Genomic DNA, 20534 nt, shown 5'->3' on the forward strand with positions numbered 1-20534 from the left:
GGGGGCGAGCATTTGAAAACCTACCATAGTAATATGGAAAGGCGTTGGGTGCTTAGCCTACACCACAAGATTTTATTCCCGATAACGACTATCATCATCATGGAAGCCTTTATAAACAAGATGCGCAAGTTAAAGGGAATAAGGAAGTTAATACTAATCGAGGAAGTGTGGAAAGCGATTGCGTCAGCGAACATGGCGGACTACATAAAATATTTGTACAAAACCGTCCGAAAGTATTTCGGGGAAGCGATTGTGGTAACGCAGGAAGTGGAAGATATTATTTCCTCGCCCATAGTGAAAGAGAGTATCATCAACAACTCGGACTGCAAGATTTTGTTAGACCAGCGAAAATACCTGAACAAGTTCGACAGCATACAGAACCTCTTGGGACTGACCGACAAGGAGCGTTCGCAGATATTGTCTATCAACATGGCGAACCACCCCGGACGGAAGTACAAGGAAGTTTTCTTCTCGCTGGGCGGCACGCAGTCGGCGGTGTACGCCACAGAAGTTTCGTTGGAAGAATATTACACGTTCACGACAGAGGAAAGCGAAAAAATGGAACTGTTCGCCCTCGCCGAGAAGCTGGGCGGCAACCTTGAACTGGCTATCAAGCGGCTTGCGGAAAGCAAACGCAATCCCCAATCATCAACAACTTAAAAATCAGGAACATGAAGAAAACAATTCTCCTTATGGTGGTATGCCTTTGCTTCATCGGCAAGGCATCCGCACAGTGGGTGGTGTCAGACCCCGGCAACTTGGCACAGGGTATCATCAACACCACCAAGCAGATAGTGCAGACTTCCACCACAGCCAAGAACACGCTGGACGGCTTCATGGAAGCGCAGAAGATTTTCCAGCAAGGTAAAAAATATTACGATGCGCTCAAAGCGGTGCATGATGTGGTCAAGGGCGGTGTCAAGGTGAAGAAGTCCATTGAACTGGTGGCGGAAATCTCCGAAATCTACGTGCGCAACTTCCAAAGTATGCTGGCAGACCCGAATTTCACGCCTGACGAACTATCCGCAATCTCGTTCGGCTATGCCAAACTGATGTCGGAAAGCTCGGACGTGTTGCAGGACTTGAAAAATGTAGTGAACATCACGGGTATGTCGCTGACGGATGCCGAACGGCTGGCAATCATTGATAATGCCTACCGAAGCCTATTGAATTACCGCAACCTCGTGAACTACTACACCCGAAAGAACATTTCCGTGTCCTACCTGCGGGCAAAGAAGAAGAACGACACCGACCGGGTGCTGGCTCTCTACGGCTCGGCGGATGAACGCTACTGGTAACATATAAATCGGTATGCCTATGTTATTAGCAGCAGTGGATTTTGACAACCTGCACCAAGTGTTGCGGGTGCTGTACGATGAAATGATGCCCTTGTGCAGCAACATGGCAGGGGTAGCCAAAGGGATAGCCGGGCTGGGTGCGCTGTTCTATGTAGCCGCAAAAGTGTGGCAGTCGCTCGCACGTGCCGAACCCATAGACGTGTACCCGCTACTCCGTCCTTTTGCGCTGGGGCTGTGCATCATGTTCTTTCCCACGTTCGTGCTGGGGACTATCAACACGGTGCTGTCGCCAGTGGTAAAAGGGTGCAACCAGCTTATGGAAACTCAGACTTTCGACATGAACGAATACCGGGCGCAGAAAGACCGACTGGAATATGAAGCCCTGATGCGAAGCCCCGAAACGGCTTACCTCGCATCGGACGAGGAATTTGACCGACAACTGGAAGAACTGGGCTGGTCGCCCTCCGACATGGTGACTATGACGGGTATGTACATGGACAGGGCGGCTTACAATATCAAGAAGTCCGTCCGGGACTGGTTCAGGGAACTGTTGGAAATGCTCTTTCAGGCGGCGGGACTGATTATCGACACGCTGCGCACGTTCTTCCTGATTGTGCTTTCGATACTGGGTCCGCTGGCGTTTGCGATTTCCGTCTATGACGGTTTCCAAAGCACGCTGACCCAGTGGATTTCACGCTATATCTCCATTTACCTGTGGTTGCCCGTATCGGACTTGTTCAGCAGCGTGCTGGCACGCATACAAACGCTGATGCTCCAAAAGGACATTCAGGAACTTTCAGACCCGAATTTCATTCCTGACGGGAGCAGTACCGTGTATGTAATCTTTATGATAATCGGTATCGTGGGCTACTTCACCATTCCTACGGTGGCAAGCTGGATTGTGTCGGCTGGCGGCACGTCTGCCTATAACCGCAACGTGGCACGGGCTGGGTCAATCGCCGGGGCTGCGGTCGGTGCGGCAAGCGGGAAAGTAACCGGGAAACTACTCAAATAAGACGGTTTTCACTCGGTAGCTACCTTGACCGTCACTTGGTAGCTACTTTGACAACCTCTTGGTAGCTGCCTTGACAAAGGGGCTGCAATAGAAAGATTTTAGAAACATTATTAGAACATACAAGAAAATGGAATTTAAATCATTAACGAACATCGAAACGAGTTTCCGGCAAATCCGGCTCTTTGCACTGGTATTCATCTGCCTGTGCGCACTGGTGACGGGCTTTGCCGTGTGGAACTCGTACAGCTTCGCCGAAAAGCAGCGGCAGAAGATTTACGTCCTCGACAACGGCAAAAGCCTGATGCTGGCACTCTCGCAGGACATGGCACAGAACAGACCCGTGGAAGCGAAGTCACACGTGCGGCGTTTCCACGAACTGTTTTTCACCTTATCACCCGACAAGGGGGCTATCGAAAGCAACATCAAACGCTCGTTGTTCCTTGCCGACAAGACCGCTTTCAACTATTACAAGGACTTGGCGGAAAAGGGGTACTACAACCGGGTGATTTCCGGAAACGTCACGCAGACGGTGGAGATTGACAGCGTGAAGTGCGACTTCGACCAGTACCCCTACAAGGTGAACACGTATGCCCGCCAGTTGATTGTCCGGGAAAGCAGCCTGACGGTGCGAAGCCTTGTGACCTCGTGCCGCCTGCTCAACGCCACACGGAGCGACAACAACCCGCACGGCTTCATCATCGAAGCGTTCACCATTACCGAGAACAAGGATTTGCAAACCATTAAGAGATAGCCTTATGGAGAGAAAACGAAATTACATCGAAAAGGTGCGGGACTGGGCGGACGACTGCCTGCGCCGAATGTGCGGACAGATTACGCCGGGCAAAAGGCTGGCGGTTATCCTCCTGATGTTCTTCTTTTTCGGCAGCTTGTCTATCTACATCACCGTTTCATCAATCTACAATATCGGGAAACGGGACGGCAGGCGGCTGCAAATAGAACATATCAAACAACTGCCATTGCAAGGCAATGACACAATCAACAGTATCCCCCCCTTAAACAGACCGGAATATGGAAGAAGTACAGAAGAATGAGAACGGCACGACCGTACCACAGGCGGACGGGAAGCCGAAAAAGGAAGATAAACCCAAACGGGAACTTACCCCGCAGCAGGTGCAGCAGCGCAGGAAAATGATAGTCTTCCCGCTGATGTTCCTTGCCTTTGCCGGGTGTATGTACCTGATATTCGCCCCCTCCGGCAAAGAGGACGTGAATGTGGAGAGCGTGGGCGGCTTCAACGCCGACATACCACTGCCCGCAGAGGACGGGATTATAGCCGACAAGCAAAAGGCATACGAACAAGCGATGCTGAACCGCAAACAGCAGGACAAGATACAGTCCTTGCAGGATTTCGGTTTCACGGGGAACGATGAAACGGAAGAACCGCAAGCGGAAATCGACCTGATGCCGGAAGAAGAACCGAAGTTCCAAAGGGGCGGCGGTGCTTCTTATTCGGCAAACGCTTACCGGGACATCAACCGCCAGTTAAGCACGTTCTACGAACCCCCGGCGGTGGACGAGGAAAAAGAGGACTTGAAGCGGCAGGTGGCGGAACTGACCGACAGACTGCAACAACAGCAGCACGCCACGCCTACGGCAGACGACCAAATGGCACTCTTGGAAAAGTCCTACGAACTGGCGGCAAAGTACATGAATGACGGCGGGCAGGACGGGCAAACGGCACAAGTGCCTGTTGCCGGGACTGTCACCCAAAAGCCGCAAGCCCAGCCCGTGCAAGCAATCCGGGAAACAACCGTATCGGGATTGCAGCAGCCCATGAGCGATGCCGACTTCATCCGGGCTTACAGCCAGCCACGAAACTACGGCTTCAACACGGCGGTAGGCACGGGCTACGCTATGGGCAGGAACACGATAGCCGCCTGCATCCACCAAGACCAAACCCTGACGGACGGGCAGGCGGTGAAACTCCGGCTGCTTGAACCCATGCAAGCCGGGAACATAGTCGTGCCGAAGAATACCCTTGTGGCGGGGACGGCAAAGGTGCAGGGCGAACGGCTCGACATACTGGTGTCCTCGATTGAGTATGCGGGCAACATCATCCCGGTGGAACTCGCCGTGTTCGATACGGACGGGCAAAAGGGATTATCTGTACCGTCCTCTATGGAGCAGGAAGCGTTCAACGAAGCTATGGCGAATATCGGCAGCGGGCTGGGTACAAGCATTTCCTTTGCACGGAGTGCCGGGCAGCAGGTGGCTATGGACGTGACAAGGGGCTTGCTGCAAGGAACGTCCGGCTACCTCGCCAAGAAGTTCCGAACCGTAAAAGTGAAGCTGAAAGCCGGGTACAAGGTGATGCTTTACGCCAAACAACAATAACCATTTTATCAACCACTAAAATTTCAATTAACGATGAAACAGATTTTTGTAATGTTCGCCCTCTTGCAGGGCGTGTGTGCGGCAAACGCACAAACCGCTGACACCGTGAAGTATGCGGCTGGCAACGACTTGTACCGGGGTATTACCCGGAAACTCCCATACCGCCAAATGGTTACGCCCTATGGCGTGGAAGTGACCCTTGCCAAGACGGTACACATCATCTTCCCCGCCGCCGTCCGCTACGTGGATTTGGGAAGCAACCATATCATAGCGGGCAAGGCAGACGGTGCGGAGAACGTAATCCGGGTGAAAGCCACGACAGAGGGCTTTCCGGGCGAAACGAACTTCTCCGTTATCTGCGAGGACGGCAGTTTCGTTTCATTCAACGCCAAGTACGCCCGTGAACCGGAAATGCTCAACATCGAAATGAAAGACTTCTTAGAGAATGAAGATACGTCCGATTTCTCGCATACCCGCATGAACATCTATTTCCGGGAACTGGGTAATGAAAGCCCGCTGCTGGTGAAGCTGATAATGCAGAGCATCTACAAGAACAATGACCGGAAAGTGCGCCACTTGGGTAGCAAGCGTTTCGGCATACAGTTCTTAATCAAGGGGATTTACACCTATAACGGGATGCTCTATGTACACACGCAGACAAAGAACAGTTCCAACGTACCTTTCGATACCGACTTCATCAAGTTTAAGATAGTCGATAAGAAAGTACCCAAGCGCACGGCTATTCAGGAAACGGTGCTGGATGCGGTACGCAGCTACAACGAGGTGATAGAGATTGCCGGGAAAACGACCGTGCGCACGGTGTACGCCCTGCCGAAGTTCACCATTCCTGACGATAAGCTGCTGTTGGTGGAACTCTACGAGAAGAACGGCGGGCGGCATCAGGTTATCCGGGTGGAGAACGCCGACATCGTGAACGCAGAAGTGATTAACGAACTAAAAATCAAATAGGGAATGAAAAGACACATCTTTATAATGATGCTCTTTGCGCTGTGCCTGACCTCGTTTCAGGCACACGCACAAAGATACCTGCCGGGCATGAAAGGCTTGCAGGTCACGGTGGGCATGACGGACGGGGTGCATTGGAACGCCAATACGGATTTTGCCTACCACATCGGGGCGGCGTACAGCGTTTACACCAAGAACGCCAACCGCTGGGTGATTGGCGGGGAGTACCTGCACAAGAAGTATGACTACAAGGATATGCAGATACCCGTAGAACAGTTCACCGCAGAGGGCGGCTATTACCTGAAATTCCTATCGGACAGGCGAAAGACTTTTTTTCTCTCGCTGGGACTGTCGGCACTCGCCGGGTATGAAACAAGCAACCGAAGCGAAAAGCTGCTGCCGGACGGCTCTACCTTGCTGGATAAGGACTGCTTCATTTACGGGGGTGCGCTGACACTGGAGCTGGAAGCCTATCTGACCGACCGGATAGCCTTGCTTGTCAGCGCAAGGGAACGGGCGTTGTTCGGCTCGGACATAGGCAAGTTCCACACGCAGGTATCTTTGGGACTGAAATTCATTATCAACTGACCGCTATATAATAATGTATATGAAGAATGTAATGTATAAAATCATCATGGGCTGCTACATCGTGGCCGCCCTCGTGCTTGTCACCGCCTGTAATGACAACTTGGATATTCAGCAGGCGTACCCGTTCAGCATCGAAACGCTGCCAGTGCCCAAAAGGCTGAAAGTCGGGGAAACCGCCGAAATACGCTGCCAACTGGTGCGTGGCGGCTATTACCAGCCGACTACCTATCAGATAAGGTACTTCCAGCCGGACGGCAAAGGGAAGCTGGAAATGGATAACGGCACGGTGTTCCTGCCCAATGACCTTTACCCGCTGGAGAAAGAAACGTTCAGGCTATACTACACATCGGCATCGACAGACCAGCAGACGATTGACATTTATGTAATTGACAGCTTTGGACAGATGCAACAGCTTTCGTTCTCGTTCAATAATGATAGCAGTGATGCTGAATAATGAGAATATAAACAGAATAAGCCAATGTTTTTCATTGGCTTATTCTGTTATCAATAATCAAAGATAGAAACTTCATCTATATTTATAATAGGAGTAAATGTATCTCTAAGCCAATTAGTACACATACTATATAATGGAAACTCTGCTGTATATTCATCCTTTAGCCATTCATTATTCCATATCTGTACATTTGGCTTATTCTCTACTATTTCACACAAAGGTTCTGTATAGCCCATTGAAGTATGCATTTGGAAAGTTATTCGTTGCATCCATAATTGTAAATACCCAATATTCGGCAAACGAGAGAATTTGTTACATATATTTTTAGCCATAGCCTCTCTTTTTTCAGTAGTGTCCAAATGGTTAATCAAATTACTGATAATAGAAACAGTTAAACTATAGACCTTAGGACTGTTCATCGCTATTTCTACTACTATAGCCGATAGAACCCCGACATTTTCCAACAAGTGTTCTTTTGCAGAAATACGTTTTAAAAATATAGTTAATAATTTGGATATTGTACCAGAATTGGGATATTGCTTTGATAAGCACAATATATAAAGAAGTTCCTGTTGTAGTGTATTGAAAACAGTTTCTTCTCCTTTATAAATAGGAAGATTGGCTATATAAAATAACTTGTCTGCTTTAACAGAATTTTCTATAATATCTTCGCTCAATTTTGTTTTAGAACTGTTCAGCTGAAAATTCAGTTTAGCAAGAGTAGTTTGAAGTGTCATTGCTATTTTTTCAAGTTCTTCCTTGCTGTTGCTAAATATCCTATAATCATCGCGATAGCGTAATATTTTATAATCGGCAATTCCTATTCTTTGTAATTCTTCATATAATAACAAATCAGAATACCCTAATACCATTTCTGCAATAAAATCAAATAACACACCACCCTGAGGAATACCATTTGTTTGTTTATATTGCATTCCCATGATATAGGTATCAATTAGTTTACCCAATTTTTTTTCTTTTTTGTGTTCTTTTGCATACTCTATTCCATGCAGAGCCCATGATATGGAATGGGTATATATTGAACCATAACAATTTGTAATATCAGTTACAAATATATATTTATACTCTAATGACAATTCTATTGACCTCTGTTCAATGTGTTCCCACCAAGATTTTATTGACGTTGCTGTAATATTTTCATCCTTATCATCATTAATTTGTGGAATACTAACTACCTCACAATTTCTATTTTCAAATTCTCCAAAACGTTTTTTTAGCAATTCCCAATTGTCATACTTTGTAATTTCTCGTGCCAAAAAATAATATAAGTATGGATTAGCTAATTGTAAAGGTCTGTATGCATATCTACCGTCTTTATTCATAAGAAGATGATAATTTACATTATCAAAATCTGATGGAAAGACATTCTTATCTTTAAGACAAACACTGAAATCTTTTGAGCCAATTTTAGTTTTTACAAAATCTAAAATATTACTAAAATCAAAATAAATCGGCAAAGTGATTGTACTATAACAAGCTCCCTGTAAGAGAAAATCAAATGCCTTTGTGTGAGATAATTCTAATATTTTTTTCATGTAATCTATCATTTTTTTGCAAAAATACAATAATTATCTATTCAACAGATTATAAATGGGTTTCTTTGCTACTTTATTTCCCGGCACTCACGAAAGAAAGTAGCGGCGGCTGTTTGCCGCCGCTCTATTAACTGGTTTTAAGGCTCTTTATAGGCACATATTTCTCTAACCACACCTTTACCTGCTCCATGTTATATTCGCCCGTAATGATTGCCGTATGGGCGTTTATGGCTACAAGCCGGACACTTTCATAGCTGTTTACCCAGCCTTGCAGGGAACAGACACCCCACGTTGCAACATCTTCAAAAACACTGCGGTCTATTTGGCTGATTGGCTCGCCGAAAACTACCGTCATTATCTGAAAGTCCGGTTTATCCTCCAGCAGGTGCAAATGGTGCAGCGTGCCGAACTCGTCAATTTTGCGCCCCCACGCCCACACATCATTATACAAATCATCGCCCCACTGGTGCGGGTGGTCGAAACGGACTTTGACCTCTATGTTGTGTTCGTTTTCTTCTGTGTCCTCGATAACGCCCGTTACCATTAAGCCCGTAAAAATGCACTCGCAACGCCTGCCGATAAGCTCCTTGTTTACTTCTGTCGTTTTCATATCCCCAAAATTTACTTATTTGTTACTCTGTTCTTTTTTCGCTATCCACCCGTCACGCCTGCGGCGGCACTCGTCCAGCGTTTTGGCTACCGTGCTGAAAAGTTCGCCGTCAAAGTGACGGTAGTCATATTGAAAATAAATCTGTCCCCTGAAAGCCCCTAAACAGCATTTCACGAACTTTTCTTCTCCCGGTGTTTGGGTAATGCTTACCCCGTTTTTGTTAAGTGACTGCATGATGTTCTATTTTTTATGGTTATAATATCAGTAAGAAAAGCAACGACAGGAAAAGCAGAGCCACGCCCAGCGCATAAACGGCTGAAAGGCAGACACAGAGCAGGAAACAGGCGGCACGAAATACGATATACGCCGTTATCGCCGTGCCTGTTCCGGCTACACTGGTGAACCGCCATGCAAGGCAGAGCAGCAACACCCGCCAAAGGATTTTATAAATGCTTTTCCGTTTCATAGCTTGGTTGTTTTAGCGGGCAGGGCTTTGACACCCCGCCCGGATTGGTATTTGATTATGCCGCACGGAACACAAAACCGTCATCAAACCAGTAATCACACATAAACAGGTCACGGGCGAACTTTTCATAATCGAAATAGGTCTTTGCGAACTCCGGCAGGTTGTAGCATTCTTCTATGATTTCATAGGCGAAATCTTCTTCATCGTCATATTCCCCCTGATACTCGTCCCGGAAATCACGTACAAGGTCGTCCGCATCTTCCTCGCTCAAATCATGGCTTTTGTAGTTGCACCACACGAAAAAGGCTTCCTGCTCGGTGTCGCTCAAATCCTCCACCGCATCACGCAAGGAAAAGAAGTTTTCAGAAATCCAGCTTTCGGAAATCAGGGCTTCCGGGATATTCTCGTAATCCTGAAACATATATTCCGCATCTTCCTCGTCCTTGTGAAGTTCCCGGCAGGCTTCGTAAAATTCTTCCTTGTCCGAATAGTTCGAAAGGTCGAGCCATGCGCCGGACAATGAACCGTTGTTATACTTGCCGTAAGTGCCTACATAAACTTTTGCTTCCGATAATACCTTTGCTTCCATATTGCTGTAATTTTTAAGTTTTTAATTTTATGCGGATTCGAGAGGTGAGGGAGTTGAAGTTTCACTGAACTTTTTTCCTGTTTCCCGTAAATCCGACTTTTTTTTGCGTCTTCCGGTCGGGTCGGTCGTTTTCGTTTCACATAGGCTTCAAAGGGTAGTGTTTAGAATTTGCAAGGTTTTAGGCAAAAAATACCTCGCAACGAATGTCGCAGGGAAGATTTTTTGCTAAACCGGAACGGCTCAACCTTGCAAAATCATGAAGAACACGTAACTATCTTTGCCTATTGAAATGATAAAAACGACTGTCCCGGCTGGGGGACTGCATAATGAGGAAGATTTACAGATAGGGAAACAGGGGAAAAGTGCTTGTTCCCTTTCATCCTTTAGGGAACACTCCATGCGGGCGGGAAAGGCAAGGGTATGGCAAGTTCACCTTGCGGTACGCTTGTGCGGGTTTCCAACGGCTCTTTTCACGAAATACGGTCAGCCATGCCACGCACGGCTGGCGTTTCGGGGAATGTGCCAGTGGAAAAGGGAATAAAAGATGCAATTAAATTACGCCTAAGTAAAGAAAAACATTCAATTATAGGGGAATATTATATGAATTAAGTAATTTTGCATACGGATTGAGGTTTGCCAAAAAACTTCTTTTATCGTTTGAAAATGACACACCGGACATACAGAAATGTACTATCAATCCAATAAACAAAGATGCTGTAATTTATATTCTGAAAGACTATGTACGAGCTTCAACAAGTAGGGGCACAGAGCTATTATATAAATTGTCCAGCTAAAATTGGCATTTATGCACAGTCGGAACGTGAAGTGTATCTGATAGACAGCGGCAACGATAAGGAGGCTGCAAAAAAGGTGCTGAAAATAGCGGATTCCAAAGGTTGGACTATTAAAGGGATTCTCAACACACACTCCAATGCCGACCATATAGGAGGTAATGCTTATGTTCAGAATAAAATTGGTTGCCCAGTATTCTGTGCTGGCATTGAAGCTGATTTCATTCGTTATCCGGTTCTTGAGCCGTCATTTCTCTATGGCGGTTATCCATGCAAGGATTTGAGAAGTAAATTCCTAATGGCGAAAGAGTCCGTAGTCACAGATTTCTCCTCTCATGAATTTCCAAGTAAAATAGAGATAATTCCTCTTCCCGGACATTTCTTTGATATGGTTGGATTTCGAACTCCTGACAATACAGTATTTCTTGCCGATTGTGTAAGTAGTAGGGCAACATTAGAGAAATATGGTGTGACGTTTATCTATGATGTCGCCGCCTATTTGGAAACGCTGACAAACATAGAAACTTTGAAAGCAGATATATTCATCCCTTCTCATGCTGACCCTTGCAATGATATTAGCGAACTTGCGGAGATAAACCGACAGAAGGTGTATGAGATAGAACAGATAATCAAAACAATATGTGCCACACCGAAAACAACAGATGACATTATCAGCGAGATATTCCGAATGTTTGGTCTGACAATGACTATTGAGCAATATGTGTTGGTGGGTTCTACGGTCAGGTCTTATCTGTCTTGGATGAAAGATAGAGGTGTGCTGGATTTTACTATTAATAATTCTGCACTGTTATGGCTGGATGCAGAATTATTATAGTATATATAGTTGTTGCGATTGCGATAATGTTGTATTACAATATACCATTTTCTTGACTTACGTCCAGATGTTCAGTGCAGATGCGTATGACGCTATTTTTCATAGTCAATCCAATTGATTCAGTTATTTTTTAGATTTCGCTATGAAAAATATGCGACAAATGTAGTGTCTTCCTTTATTAATATAGTTAATAGTCTTTCTTATTGAAATATGGATATAATTACCTTTACCTATTGAAATGATTAAAACGACTGTCCCGGCTGGGGGACTGCGTAAGAGGAAGATTTACAGATAGGGAAACTGGGGAAAAGTGCTTGTTCTCTTTCGTCTTTTAGGGAACACTCCATGCGGGCGGGAAAGGCAAGGGTATGGCAAGTTTACCTTGCGGTACGCTTGTGTGGGTTTCTAACGGCTCTTTTCACGAAAATCAGTCAGCCATGCCACGCACGACTGGCGTTTCGGGGAATGTGCCAGTGGAAAAGGGAATAAAAAATGCGGGTAGTCGGTGGACTGCCCGCAAAGTGAAAGAATGTACTTTATTGGAATATAGCTTATTAGGTGGGATTTCGTTACCGGAATCGTTACCTATTTTGTTACCAACGGTATATAGGTAACTGAAAATTTACATGGCGACTTCCTTGTAAATCTTCTCGATGCCGACAAACTTCTTGTCAAGCCCCTGCATATCACTGCCTATCTTGCTGTTGGTGATGCGGGCGTAAATTTGGGTCGTTTCGATATTGGTGTGTCCCAACATTTTAGACACCGTTTCAATGGGTACGCCCTTTGACAGCGTGGTAGTCGTTGCGAACGTGTGCCGGGCAAGGTGAAATGTCAGGTTCTTTTTAATACCGCATACATCGGCAATCTCTTTCAGGTACGCATTTAATTTCTGATTGCTGATTACGGGAAGTATCTTGCCGTTCGGTAACTTGCCCTTGTACTTCTTCAAAATCATCTTGGGAATATCCAGCAGGGGAACATTAACGTCCGTATTCGTCTTTTGCCGCTTTGTCATTATCCAAAGGTTGCCGTCAAAGGATTTGCATATATTATCTTGCGTAAGCCCGGCTACATCTATATAGGCAAGCCCGGTGAAGCAGGCAAAGATGAACAAGTCCCTGACGTGTTCCAGCCGCTCGGAAACCATTTTCTTTTTAAGGATGATTTTTATTTCGTCCTCTGTCAGATAACCCCTGTCCACTTTCTCCAGCCGGATTTTGTAGCTGGCGAACGGGTCGCCCACCAGTATGCCGTTGTTGCGGGCAATGATGATGATGCGCTTGAAGAACTGCATGAACTTGGCGGTGGTGTTGTAACCGCACTTGCAGGCGGTACGCAAATACAACTCAAAATCGGTAATGAACATCGGGCTTATCTCCTTTATGGATATGTCCGATACGTTGTACTTGCTGCGGATAAATTCTGCAAGGTGTCGGCGGGTCACTTCATACTTGCGGTAGGTCGCTATCGTCTTGGATATGCCCACAAGCTGCTTCACATCGTCATTGTGCTTTTGGAACAATGAAAGAATTGTTTCGTGGCTCTCGCTATGACCTAAAAACTCGTTCTTCACTTTCTCGGCGGTCACGTAATTGTCACGACGCTGCATTTCGTGGTAAATGGTATTCAGGGAAGAACGTATGTCGTCCAAAAGGGCGTTTATCCTCCCGGCATCCCTGCCTTTGGCTTTGCCCGCAGCCGTGTTCCAGTTGTCGGGCTGGATGCTCTGTTTCGTACTGAACTGGCAAAGTTTGCCGTCTATGGTGATGCGTGCCATAATCATAACCTCGCCGTTTTTCTTTTCAGAACCTTTCTTCAAATAAAAAAGAACCTTGAATGTCGATTTCATAACTCACTTTTTTTAGTTGCAAAATTAATTTTTACCTCTCGTTTTCGAGTTATGCAGACTATGGACTAATATAGTCATTATCAGGTCATTTATGGACAAATCGTTACCGTTTTTGTCCGGCAGGGAATAGGTAACGATTTAGTAACGAAACTTTGTCTTTTACCGTACTTTTGAAGTCTTGGAAGCAGGACTTTCGGGTAATAAAAAAAGCCACAAATCATTGATTTGTAGCTTTTTGTCCGTTTACTGACCATTTCTGTCCAGTAAGTTCAGCGGAGAGGGAGGGATTCGAACCCCCGGTACCTCGCAGTACAACGGTTTTCAAGACCGCCGCAATCGACCACTCTGCCACCTCTCCAAATGCGGATGCAAAGATAGAGGAAATTTTGAATCTGCAAAAAGAAATAAAAGGCTTTTTTCAAAAAAGATGTATTTGTGGTTCGTAAGATCAGTAATCCCGATAAGAACCGTAAGGTCACAGGTGTCCTTTAGACCGTGTTCACCGGCAGCAACGCTACTGTGGACAAAACGCCCCGTAAGGGGCATGGACTTTATAGACCTTATGAACTTCACGGAACTTATGGACTAAAGAGTCTTCGATTCGAACAAAATAGACTCTTTATTCGTTAAAATTATTAGTGAAACAATCAAGTAGAAAGTCATGGAAAAACAAGATATAAACACGGAACACGGGGGACAGATGCCGGGAATGGATATGTCTGCCGGGCATGGGACGATGGAACACATGCAACAAACGGATATGAAAGATGGTCATAGCAAGCAAATGAATATGGCGGGTGGGCATATGATGCACATGGGGAATTTGCGTCGGAAATTTTGGGTATCGTTGGTGATAACGATCCCGATCTTGTTGCTTTCCCCGATGATGGGGATGCACACGTCGTTTCAGATCACGTTCCCCGGCTCGGAATGGGTGGTGCTGGCGTTGGCGACTTTTTTGTTCTTTTATGGCGGACGCCCTTTTCTGTCCGGTGCGGCGATGGAGTTGCGGATGAAGAGTCCGGCAATGATGACATTGATAGCTATGGGTATTGCGGTGTCGTACGTGTATAGTCTTTACGCTTTTATCGCCAATAATCTCGTGCATGCTTCCGGACACAAGATGGATTTCTTTTGGGAACTGGCAACGCTGATAGTGATCATGTTGCTGGGGCATTGGATTGAAATGCGGGCGGTCGGGAATGCGGGGAACGCTTTGCAGAAGATGGCGGAGTTGTTACCCGGCAGTGCGCATCTCGTGGGGGCGGATGGTGAAACAAAGGATGTTCCTCTCCAACAAGTGGAAGTCGGGCAGCAGGTTATGGTGAAGCCGGGAGAGAAAGTGCCTGCCGACGGGACGGTGGTATCGGGAGAAACGACGGTCAACGAGGCCATGGTCACGGGTGAGGCGAAGGACGTGGAGAAGAAGGCGGGGACACGCGTGATAGGCGGTTCGCTCAACGGTAATGGAACGATAGTGGTGAAAATCACGGGTACGGGTGAGTCCGGTTATCTGGCACAAGTGATGAAACTTGTCGGCGAAGCGCAACAAGAGAAATCACGGGCGGAATCCGTTTCCGACAAGGTGGCAAAGGCATTGTTCTACGTTGCCTTGTCGGCAGGTATTATCGCTTTCGTTGTATGGCTGATCGCGGATGGTAGTCTGAATATCGCTCTTGAACGTATGGTGACGGTTTTTATTATTGCTTGTCCTCACGCTCTGGGGTTGGCAATCCCGTTGGTGGTAGCGCGTTCTACCTCGTTGGGAGCGGCACGCGGGTTGCTTATCCGGAATCGTAATGCGCTGGAAAAGGCACGGCGGATAACCGTGGTGACTATGGACAAGACGGGGACCCTGACCGAGGGAAACTTTCGAGTATCCGCCGTGCAGGCATTGACGGAAGGTTGGAACGAAGCGAGAGTGTTACGGGTTATGGCGGCGTTGGAAACGGGGTCGAATCACCCTCTGGCAGCAAGTATTATTGCCGAGGCGAAGGAGAGAGGGATTCCGGTGCCGCGTGTCGAGAACGTGACGTTGATAAGCGGTACGGGCTTGATCGGTGTGGTTGACGGGGTGACCGTGGAGATCGTGACGGCGGCATTCCTTGACAGACGGAAAATACCCTATGACACGGAATTGTTTGCGCATTTGGCAGGCGAGGGAAATTCGGTGAGTTTTCTCGTGGTGGAAGATACTGTTGTCGGGCTTGTCGCTCAGGGCGACAGGATAAAACCGGAGGCTGAAGCTGCCGTGGCGGAATTGCAGAAGGAACACGTTCGTCCGGTGATGCTGACGGGAGATAACGAGGCTGCCGCCTCTGCAATAGCTGCCCGCTTGGGAATCACGGACGTGCATGCCTCGCTTTTGCCGGAAAACAAAGATCAGGTTGTGATTGCGTACCAGCAACAAGGAGAGAAAGTCATGATGGTCGGTGACGGGGTGAATGATGCCCCGGCGCTTGCCCGTGCGGATATAGGGGTTGCTATCGGGGCGGGTACCGATGTGGCGATAGACTCAGCCGACGTGGTACTGGTGCGCAGTAATCCTTATGATATAGTTACTTTCCTTGCTCTTGCCAAGAGTACTACCCGTAAAATGGTACAGAATCTGTGGTGGGGCGCGGGATATAATATTCTTGCCATTCCTTTGGCGGCGGGAGTGCTTGCCCCGGTGGGGATTATCCTCAGTCCGGCGGTAGGAGCGGTGCTGATGTCATTGAGTACGGTGATCGTGGCAATAAACGCCATGATGTTGAGAGTGAAAAAATAATGCCTATTTTATAGAGTATTGCGAAAGGTTTTACTTAAATTTGTCACCGCGTTAGTAGATAGCGAAATTTTATGGATGGGATGAATATATTAAAGGATATAGTCCGGAGTGCCGGAATGTATCCCGGTAAAACGGCTTTTGTGATTGACGGCATAGCGTATTCTTACAAGGAATTGTTCGCTTGTGTCAACGGTATTCACGCTTTTTTGGACGGGCGGGAGGAAGAGGTTATCGGGGTTGTGGCGGAAAACCGGATAGAAACGTATGCAGCCATCCTCGCGGTGTTGCTGTCCGGGAAAACGTATGTCATACTGCACCCGCATTACCCGGACAACCGGAATAACAAGATTCGGGAAGCGGGAGATATAGGGGTGGTGTTGTACGCCGACGAATGTGATATGGCGAAGGCGATGCCGGAAAGTGTGGCTTTTGTTTCTACCCGGGAACTTCGGGGTGAAGAACACGCCGAGTACAATTACGGGAGCGGGGACACGAAAGCGTATATTATTTTCACTTCCGGCAGTACCGGAGAGCCGAAAGGCGTGCCGATTACCCGGGACAACCTCAATGCGTTCTATACGGCTTATTCCGCTTTGGGATGGAACCTTGGGGCGGATGACCGGATGTTGCAGATGTTCGAGTTGACATTTGACGTTTCGGTGGTTTCGACGTTGTTCCCGTTGACGGTGGGTGCGGCTATCTACACGGTGGGACCGGGTGAGATGAAGTACACGAAAGTGTACGAGTTGCTGGAGGATGAGCGATTGACATTTGCGGCGATAGCTCCCTCGTTACTTCAGTTTTTATCCCCTTATTTTGACGAGATCCGTTTACCGGATTTAAAATACCTGATCGTCACGGCAGAGGCAGCGCAGGCAGACGTGCTGGCTCGTTTCCGGGCGTGTGCCCCGAATGCTGAATTTGTGAACCTGTATGGTCCCACGGAAGCAACGATATATTGCACGGCTTATCGTATCCCTCGTGAAGAATGCAAGCATTATCACGGGATGATCGCGATCGGCAGACCTTTTGAAGAAATGGAAGTCGTTATTGCCGATGCGGACGGGCAGGCGTTGAATACCGGAGAGAAGGGAGAATTGTGGGTGAGCGGACCGCAGGTGATGGCGGGATACTGGAAAGACCGGGAAAAGTCCGAACAGGTGCTGGTGCGACATAACGGGCGTGTGTTCTATAAAACGGGCGACTTGTGTTACATGGATGCCGACGGGGATATCATCTATTGCGGCAGAAAAGATTACCAAGTAAAAGTGCAGGGCTTCCGGGTGGAGTTGAACGAGATCGAGTACACGGCGAGAAAATTCTACCGGGAGGAGAAGAATGTTGTTGTCGTGGCGAAAAAAGACGATGACGGGGGATGTCAGTTACACTTGTTTATCGAGGCGGCAGAGTGCGACACTTCCTCGTTGCTCGAATTTATGAAAATGCATTTGCCCGTGTACATGTTGCCCGCTCGCGTGCATTGTCTGGAGGTCTTCCCGTTGGGGACAAGTAATAAGATTGATAGGAAAAAATTATTGTCACTTGTATAAATATAAAGCTATGGAAATTCAGGAGATATTGGACGAGATTAGTGTTATTTTTCGGGATATACTGAAAAACAATGACATCGTGTTGAAAGAAGAAACGGTGGCGTCGGACGTGCAGGGATGGGATTCTTTGACGAATATGCGGTTAATCACGGCCGTGGAGAAGCATTACGGGATACGGTTTTCATTGCGGGAAGTGTTGAAGTTTAAAAACGTGGGTGACCTGTGTCGTGTCATTCAAAATAAGGTCGGGTAGCGTATGATGTTTACTTCATGGGAGTTCGTTCTCCTGTTCGTGTGTAGTGTCGTGTTGTATTACACGCTGCCCCGGAAATTCCAGAAGAGCGTGCTGTTGCTGGCGAGTTTTTGTTTTGCCGCTTACTTTAACCTGATGTTCTTGGTTATCGCTTTGGCGATAACCGGGGTAACCTTTTACCTTGGAAAATTTATCGGCAGACAGGAGAATGACGTCACCCGGAAACGGATATTCTGCGCGGGTATGGTCTTTCTGATTCTTTTTCTGGCGGTGTTCAAATATTTGGGATTTATCGAGAGTAACCTGCAATGGTTGCTGGGATTGGTCGGGATTTCGGTTGAATTTTCTGCTAAAGGCTTCCTGTTCCCCTTGGGAATCTCGTTCTACACTTTTCAAGCACTGTCCTATTTGGTAGACGTGTACTGGGGTGACGAGAATCCGGAGAGAAGCCTGCCGGATTTCACGCTGTACATGTTATTCTTCATGAAATTCCTGTCGGGCCCAATCGAAAGGGCAGGGGATTTTCTGCCGCAGTCGAAGGAGGGAAAGGCTTTTGACTACGAGGGCGTGACCTACGGGGTGAAGCTGATGTGTATCGGTCTGATGAAGAAAATGATTATTGCCGATCGGTTGGCTCCTTACCTGAACGATATATTGGGTTCCGTGGAGAGTACCAGCGGTGTGCAGTTGCTGTTGGCGGGATTGCTTTACCCGATAGAACTTTACGCGGACTTTTCCGGTTACACGGATATAGCGATAGGGGGTGCGATGGTATTTGGTTACAAGCTGTCGCCTAATTTTAATCGACCTTTCACGGCGAAAACGATTACGGATTTTTGGCGGAGATGGCACATGACCTTATCCTTTTGGGTGAGGGATTATCTCTACCAGCCGATTGCCGCCAGTAAACGCTATTGGGGGCAGTGGGGGATTGTCTACGCGTTGATTATCACTTTCGTTCTGTTGGGATTGTGGCACGGCGGGGGATGGAATTTCGTTATCTACGGTTTGATACAGGGACTGTATATCAGTTACGAGATGCTTGCTGCCGGATTCCGGGGAAAGTTGGAGAAATTCACTGGTAAGAGCGTGTTCGGGGTATATTCCGTGGTGAGAACTTACCTGTTGTTCGCTATCTCGCTCGTGTTTTTCAGGTTGGATACGCTGTCGGAAGTATGGTACATGTTCAGTCATTTATCGTTGAGCCTGCCGCACGGGATAAAAGAACTTCGCATGGGAATGCCGGATCATGATATTATCGTGCTGGTTGCCGCCATTGTTCTTTTGTTCGTGTACGAGTATTTTATGTCGAAACGGGATTTGTTGAAAGCTGTCAGTCGGCAACGGGCAGTGGTTCGCTGGGGAATCTATTATTTATTTATATTCCTTTTCCTTGTGTTCGGCGAGTTCGGGAGTAAAGATTTTATCTATTTGCAATTTTAGCCATGAAGAAGACGTTTGCCTTATTTTTGTTGAAATGTGTATTGCTGATTTTGCCCTTTCTTACTTTATTGGGATTGTATTTCTATGACGATCCCTTCGAGGTCTTGCACGAGTATAAAGATTATTATAAATCCCCGGTGGCGGTGAACGAGGGATACGTGGGATGGCAATATTACCGGATGCAAAGGGATTCCGTGAAATATAATTCTTTCCTTTTAGGGAACTCCTGCACGATGGCTTTTCAAGCCAAGGATTGGGAGAAGTATATACCGGGAGGGCGTGCTATCCGTCTTTACGGTAGTGCCGAGCGATTGGGGAATATATATAGAAAAGTGCGGGCATTGGATGCGGTGCAGGATTCTATCGCGAATATGATTATCCTGTTGGATTACGCGACATTGAAACAAACACAAATAGGTAATATATCCACCCATGTCCTGCACCCGGAAGTGACGGGGCAAAGTAACTGGGAGTTTCAGATGTGTTTCTTGCAAACGTTTTTTAATCCGGATTTTTGGGTGCCTTACGTGGATTATCGTGTTACCGGACGGTATAAACGTTACATGAGAGGAGTGATCAACAGGGAAGAGGTGGAACGGAATTGCAGGTCGAATGATGTGTACAATCCGCGGGAAAAGGAGATCGCGGATTATGGTGAGTTGTACTGGGAAAGGCACAAGAAAGAATTTCCCGTGCGGGATACGGTACGGAAAGTTTCTCCGCCGATTATCATGAAAAAACAATTTGATATGCTTTCGGAGATGAGGGATATTTTCGTGAAACACAGTACGAATTGCAAGATATTAATCAACCCGAAATATGACCAAGTCCGATTGAACCCGAGCGATTTGAAACAACTGCAAGATATATTCGGTGCAGCGAACGTGTTTGACTTCTCCGGGGTGAACGAATTTACTTCAGATGTTCACAATTATTACGAGAAAGGACATTATCGTCCCTTGCTGGGAAGAAAGATTCTCGAAGCGATGTACGGGAAAAGGGATACAATAGGGATTGTCCAATGATTGGTGACGATTGCTCGCCAGCATAATCTTTTTATCTTCGAAGCAAAAACGTAGCAAAAACGCTCCCGAGCGTCTTTGCTACGTTCATGCTTCGAAGATGCTACGTTCTTGGTATAGG

At 47.0% G+C, this 20534-nt stretch carries 22 protein-coding genes and 1 tRNA gene; 16 read left to right on the forward strand and 7 right to left on the reverse strand.

Annotated features, from left to right (window positions below; all coding sequences use genetic code 11):
- From ACK8P8_RS00005 to ACK8P8_RS00045, 9 genes are all read left to right on the forward strand, one after another.
- On the forward strand, positions 1-660 hold a 660-nt coding region (locus ACK8P8_RS00005; RefSeq protein ID WP_410025395.1), incomplete at its 5' end, for a TraG family conjugative transposon ATPase.
- Between the two features lie 11 nt (positions 661-671).
- Positions 672-1298 (forward strand): DUF4141 domain-containing protein, encoded by a 627-nt coding sequence (locus ACK8P8_RS00010; protein ID WP_025833733.1) that lies wholly within the window; start codon positions 672-674, stop codon positions 1296-1298.
- A 19-nt stretch (positions 1299-1317) separates the two neighbouring features.
- Entirely contained in the window at positions 1318-2313 is a 996-nt protein-coding gene (traJ, locus tag ACK8P8_RS00015) for a conjugative transposon protein TraJ (RefSeq protein WP_369858670.1), read from the forward strand.
- 127 nt (positions 2314-2440) lie between these two features.
- Positions 2441-3064 carry a conjugative transposon protein TraK gene (gene traK, locus ACK8P8_RS00020; RefSeq protein WP_004325451.1) on the forward strand — a complete coding sequence of 208 codons (624 nt, stop codon included), beginning with the start codon at positions 2441-2443 and terminating at the stop codon, positions 3062-3064.
- 4 nt (positions 3065-3068) lie between these two features.
- Positions 3069-3365, forward strand: coding sequence for a TraL conjugative transposon family protein (locus ACK8P8_RS00025; RefSeq protein ID WP_369858669.1), 297 nt, complete (start codon positions 3069-3071; stop codon positions 3363-3365).
- Positions 3343-4668 carry a conjugative transposon protein TraM gene (traM, locus tag ACK8P8_RS00030; RefSeq protein WP_369858668.1) on the forward strand — a complete coding sequence of 442 codons (1326 nt, stop codon included), beginning with the start codon at positions 3343-3345 and terminating at the stop codon, positions 4666-4668. Before ACK8P8_RS00025 ends, traM begins: the two co-directional genes overlap by 23 nt.
- A gap of 33 nt (positions 4669-4701) precedes the next feature.
- A complete protein-coding gene (gene traN / locus ACK8P8_RS00035) occupies positions 4702-5637 on the forward strand; it encodes a conjugative transposon protein TraN (protein WP_410025396.1) in 936 nt (311 codons plus the stop codon).
- Between the two features lie 3 nt (positions 5638-5640).
- A complete protein-coding gene (locus ACK8P8_RS00040) occupies positions 5641-6222 on the forward strand; it encodes a conjugal transfer protein TraO (RefSeq protein ID WP_369858666.1) in 582 nt (193 codons plus the stop codon).
- Positions 6223-6235: 13 nt separating this feature from the next.
- Positions 6236-6676 (forward strand): DUF3872 domain-containing protein, encoded by a 441-nt coding sequence (locus ACK8P8_RS00045; protein ID WP_044245649.1) that lies wholly within the window; start codon positions 6236-6238, stop codon positions 6674-6676.
- A 50-nt stretch (positions 6677-6726) separates the two neighbouring features.
- On the opposite strand, the gene ACK8P8_RS00050 is transcribed toward ACK8P8_RS00045, so the two are convergent.
- The 5 genes from ACK8P8_RS00050 to ACK8P8_RS00070 form a co-directional block, all read right to left on the reverse strand.
- The gene (locus ACK8P8_RS00050; RefSeq protein WP_369858665.1) at positions 6727-8232 is read right to left on the reverse strand and encodes an RNA-directed DNA polymerase; all 1506 of its coding nucleotides are present in this window, start codon (positions 8230-8232) and stop codon (positions 6727-6729) included.
- Between the two features lie 127 nt (positions 8233-8359).
- Positions 8360-8842 (reverse strand): DUF7258 domain-containing protein, encoded by a 483-nt coding sequence (locus ACK8P8_RS00055; protein WP_369858664.1) that lies wholly within the window; start codon positions 8840-8842, stop codon positions 8360-8362.
- A gap of 15 nt (positions 8843-8857) precedes the next feature.
- A complete protein-coding gene (locus ACK8P8_RS00060; protein WP_369858663.1) occupies positions 8858-9076 on the reverse strand; it encodes a DUF3873 domain-containing protein in 219 nt (72 codons plus the stop codon).
- A gap of 19 nt (positions 9077-9095) precedes the next feature.
- On the reverse strand, positions 9096-9308 hold the full coding sequence (locus ACK8P8_RS00065; protein ID WP_369858662.1) for a hypothetical protein: 213 nt from the start codon (positions 9306-9308) through the stop codon (positions 9096-9098).
- 55 nt (positions 9309-9363) lie between these two features.
- Positions 9364-9897, reverse strand: a complete 534-nt coding sequence (locus ACK8P8_RS00070; protein ID WP_369858661.1) for an antirestriction protein ArdA — start codon at positions 9895-9897, stop codon at positions 9364-9366.
- Positions 9898-10186: 289 nt separating this feature from the next.
- Here ACK8P8_RS00070 and ACK8P8_RS00075 point away from each other — a divergent pair, with 289 nt between their 5' ends.
- Positions 10187-10438 (forward strand): hypothetical protein, encoded by a 252-nt coding sequence (locus tag ACK8P8_RS00075; protein ID WP_369858660.1) that lies wholly within the window; start codon positions 10187-10189, stop codon positions 10436-10438.
- A 197-nt stretch (positions 10439-10635) separates the two neighbouring features.
- A complete protein-coding gene (locus tag ACK8P8_RS00080; protein WP_369858659.1) occupies positions 10636-11523 on the forward strand; it encodes an MBL fold metallo-hydrolase in 888 nt (295 codons plus the stop codon).
- A gap of 622 nt (positions 11524-12145) precedes the next feature.
- Here the strand turns inward: ACK8P8_RS00080 and ACK8P8_RS00085 are convergent.
- Positions 12146-13375 (reverse strand): site-specific integrase, encoded by a 1230-nt coding sequence (locus ACK8P8_RS00085; RefSeq protein WP_016272711.1) that lies wholly within the window; start codon positions 13373-13375, stop codon positions 12146-12148.
- 273 nt (positions 13376-13648) lie between these two features.
- Positions 13649-13733: transfer RNA gene (locus ACK8P8_RS00090), tRNA-Ser, on the reverse strand.
- Positions 13734-14036: 303 nt separating this feature from the next.
- On the opposite strand from ACK8P8_RS00090, the gene ACK8P8_RS00095 reads away from it, so the two are divergent.
- The 5 genes from ACK8P8_RS00095 (at position 14037) to ACK8P8_RS00115 (ending at position 20416) form a co-directional block, all read left to right on the forward strand.
- Positions 14037-16145, forward strand: a complete 2109-nt coding sequence (locus tag ACK8P8_RS00095; RefSeq protein ID WP_440132434.1) for a heavy metal translocating P-type ATPase — start codon at positions 14037-14039, stop codon at positions 16143-16145.
- Positions 16146-16216: 71 nt separating this feature from the next.
- Entirely contained in the window at positions 16217-17695 is a 1479-nt protein-coding gene (locus ACK8P8_RS00100; RefSeq protein ID WP_369859895.1) for an amino acid adenylation domain-containing protein, read from the forward strand.
- A gap of 10 nt (positions 17696-17705) precedes the next feature.
- Positions 17706-17948, forward strand: coding sequence for an acyl carrier protein (locus ACK8P8_RS00105; protein ID WP_099293168.1), 243 nt, complete (start codon positions 17706-17708; stop codon positions 17946-17948).
- Positions 17949-17951: 3 nt separating this feature from the next.
- Complete coding sequence (locus ACK8P8_RS00110) at positions 17952-19391, forward strand: MBOAT family O-acyltransferase (protein ID WP_099293167.1); 1440 nt, start codon at positions 17952-17954, stop codon at positions 19389-19391.
- A 2-nt stretch (positions 19392-19393) separates the two neighbouring features.
- Entirely contained in the window at positions 19394-20416 is a 1023-nt protein-coding gene (locus ACK8P8_RS00115; RefSeq protein WP_369859896.1) for a histidine kinase, read from the forward strand.
- Positions 20417-20534 lie beyond the last annotated feature (118 nt).

This window comes from Butyricimonas muris, from assembly GCF_046365375.1.
Classification (GTDB): domain Bacteria; phylum Bacteroidota; class Bacteroidia; order Bacteroidales; family Marinifilaceae; genus Butyricimonas; species Butyricimonas muris.

What these genes read in the sequence shown, in the direction of transcription:
- ACK8P8_RS00105 (WP_099293168.1), top strand. Translation starts at nt 17,706, where the DNA reads ATGGAAATTCAGGAGATATTGGACGAGATTAGTGTTATTTTTCGGGAT.
- ACK8P8_RS00065 (WP_369858662.1), bottom strand. Translation starts at nt 9,308, where the DNA reads ATGAAACGGAAAAGCATTTATAAAATCCTTTGGCGGGTGTTGCTGCTC.
- traK (WP_004325451.1), top strand. Translation starts at nt 2,441, where the DNA reads ATGGAATTTAAATCATTAACGAACATCGAAACGAGTTTCCGGCAAATC.
- ACK8P8_RS00070 (WP_369858661.1), bottom strand. Translation starts at nt 9,897, where the DNA reads ATGGAAGCAAAGGTATTATCGGAAGCAAAAGTTTATGTAGGCACTTAC.
- ACK8P8_RS00025 (WP_369858669.1), top strand. Translation starts at nt 3,069, where the DNA reads ATGGAGAGAAAACGAAATTACATCGAAAAGGTGCGGGACTGGGCGGAC.
- ACK8P8_RS00115 (WP_369859896.1), top strand. Translation starts at nt 19,394, where the DNA reads ATGAAGAAGACGTTTGCCTTATTTTTGTTGAAATGTGTATTGCTGATT.
- ACK8P8_RS00010 (WP_025833733.1), top strand. Translation starts at nt 672, where the DNA reads ATGAAGAAAACAATTCTCCTTATGGTGGTATGCCTTTGCTTCATCGGC.
- traJ (WP_369858670.1), top strand. Translation starts at nt 1,318, where the DNA reads ATGTTATTAGCAGCAGTGGATTTTGACAACCTGCACCAAGTGTTGCGG.
- ACK8P8_RS00050 (WP_369858665.1), bottom strand. Translation starts at nt 8,232, where the DNA reads ATGAAAAAAATATTAGAATTATCTCACACAAAGGCATTTGATTTTCTC.
- ACK8P8_RS00095 (WP_440132434.1), top strand. Translation starts at nt 14,037, where the DNA reads ATGGAAAAACAAGATATAAACACGGAACACGGGGGACAGATGCCGGGA.
- ACK8P8_RS00075 (WP_369858660.1), top strand. Translation starts at nt 10,187, where the DNA reads ATGATAAAAACGACTGTCCCGGCTGGGGGACTGCATAATGAGGAAGAT.
- ACK8P8_RS00060 (WP_369858663.1), bottom strand. Translation starts at nt 9,076, where the DNA reads ATGCAGTCACTTAACAAAAACGGGGTAAGCATTACCCAAACACCGGGA.
- ACK8P8_RS00080 (WP_369858659.1), top strand. Translation starts at nt 10,636, where the DNA reads ATGTACGAGCTTCAACAAGTAGGGGCACAGAGCTATTATATAAATTGT.
- ACK8P8_RS00110 (WP_099293167.1), top strand. Translation starts at nt 17,952, where the DNA reads ATGATGTTTACTTCATGGGAGTTCGTTCTCCTGTTCGTGTGTAGTGTC.
- ACK8P8_RS00040 (WP_369858666.1), top strand. Translation starts at nt 5,641, where the DNA reads ATGAAAAGACACATCTTTATAATGATGCTCTTTGCGCTGTGCCTGACC.
- ACK8P8_RS00055 (WP_369858664.1), bottom strand. Translation starts at nt 8,842, where the DNA reads ATGAAAACGACAGAAGTAAACAAGGAGCTTATCGGCAGGCGTTGCGAG.
- traN (WP_410025396.1), top strand. Translation starts at nt 4,702, where the DNA reads ATGAAACAGATTTTTGTAATGTTCGCCCTCTTGCAGGGCGTGTGTGCG.
- ACK8P8_RS00045 (WP_044245649.1), top strand. Translation starts at nt 6,236, where the DNA reads ATGTATATGAAGAATGTAATGTATAAAATCATCATGGGCTGCTACATC.
- traM (WP_369858668.1), top strand. Translation starts at nt 3,343, where the DNA reads ATGGAAGAAGTACAGAAGAATGAGAACGGCACGACCGTACCACAGGCG.
- ACK8P8_RS00085 (WP_016272711.1), bottom strand. Translation starts at nt 13,375, where the DNA reads ATGAAATCGACATTCAAGGTTCTTTTTTATTTGAAGAAAGGTTCTGAA.
- ACK8P8_RS00100 (WP_369859895.1), top strand. Translation starts at nt 16,217, where the DNA reads ATGGATGGGATGAATATATTAAAGGATATAGTCCGGAGTGCCGGAATG.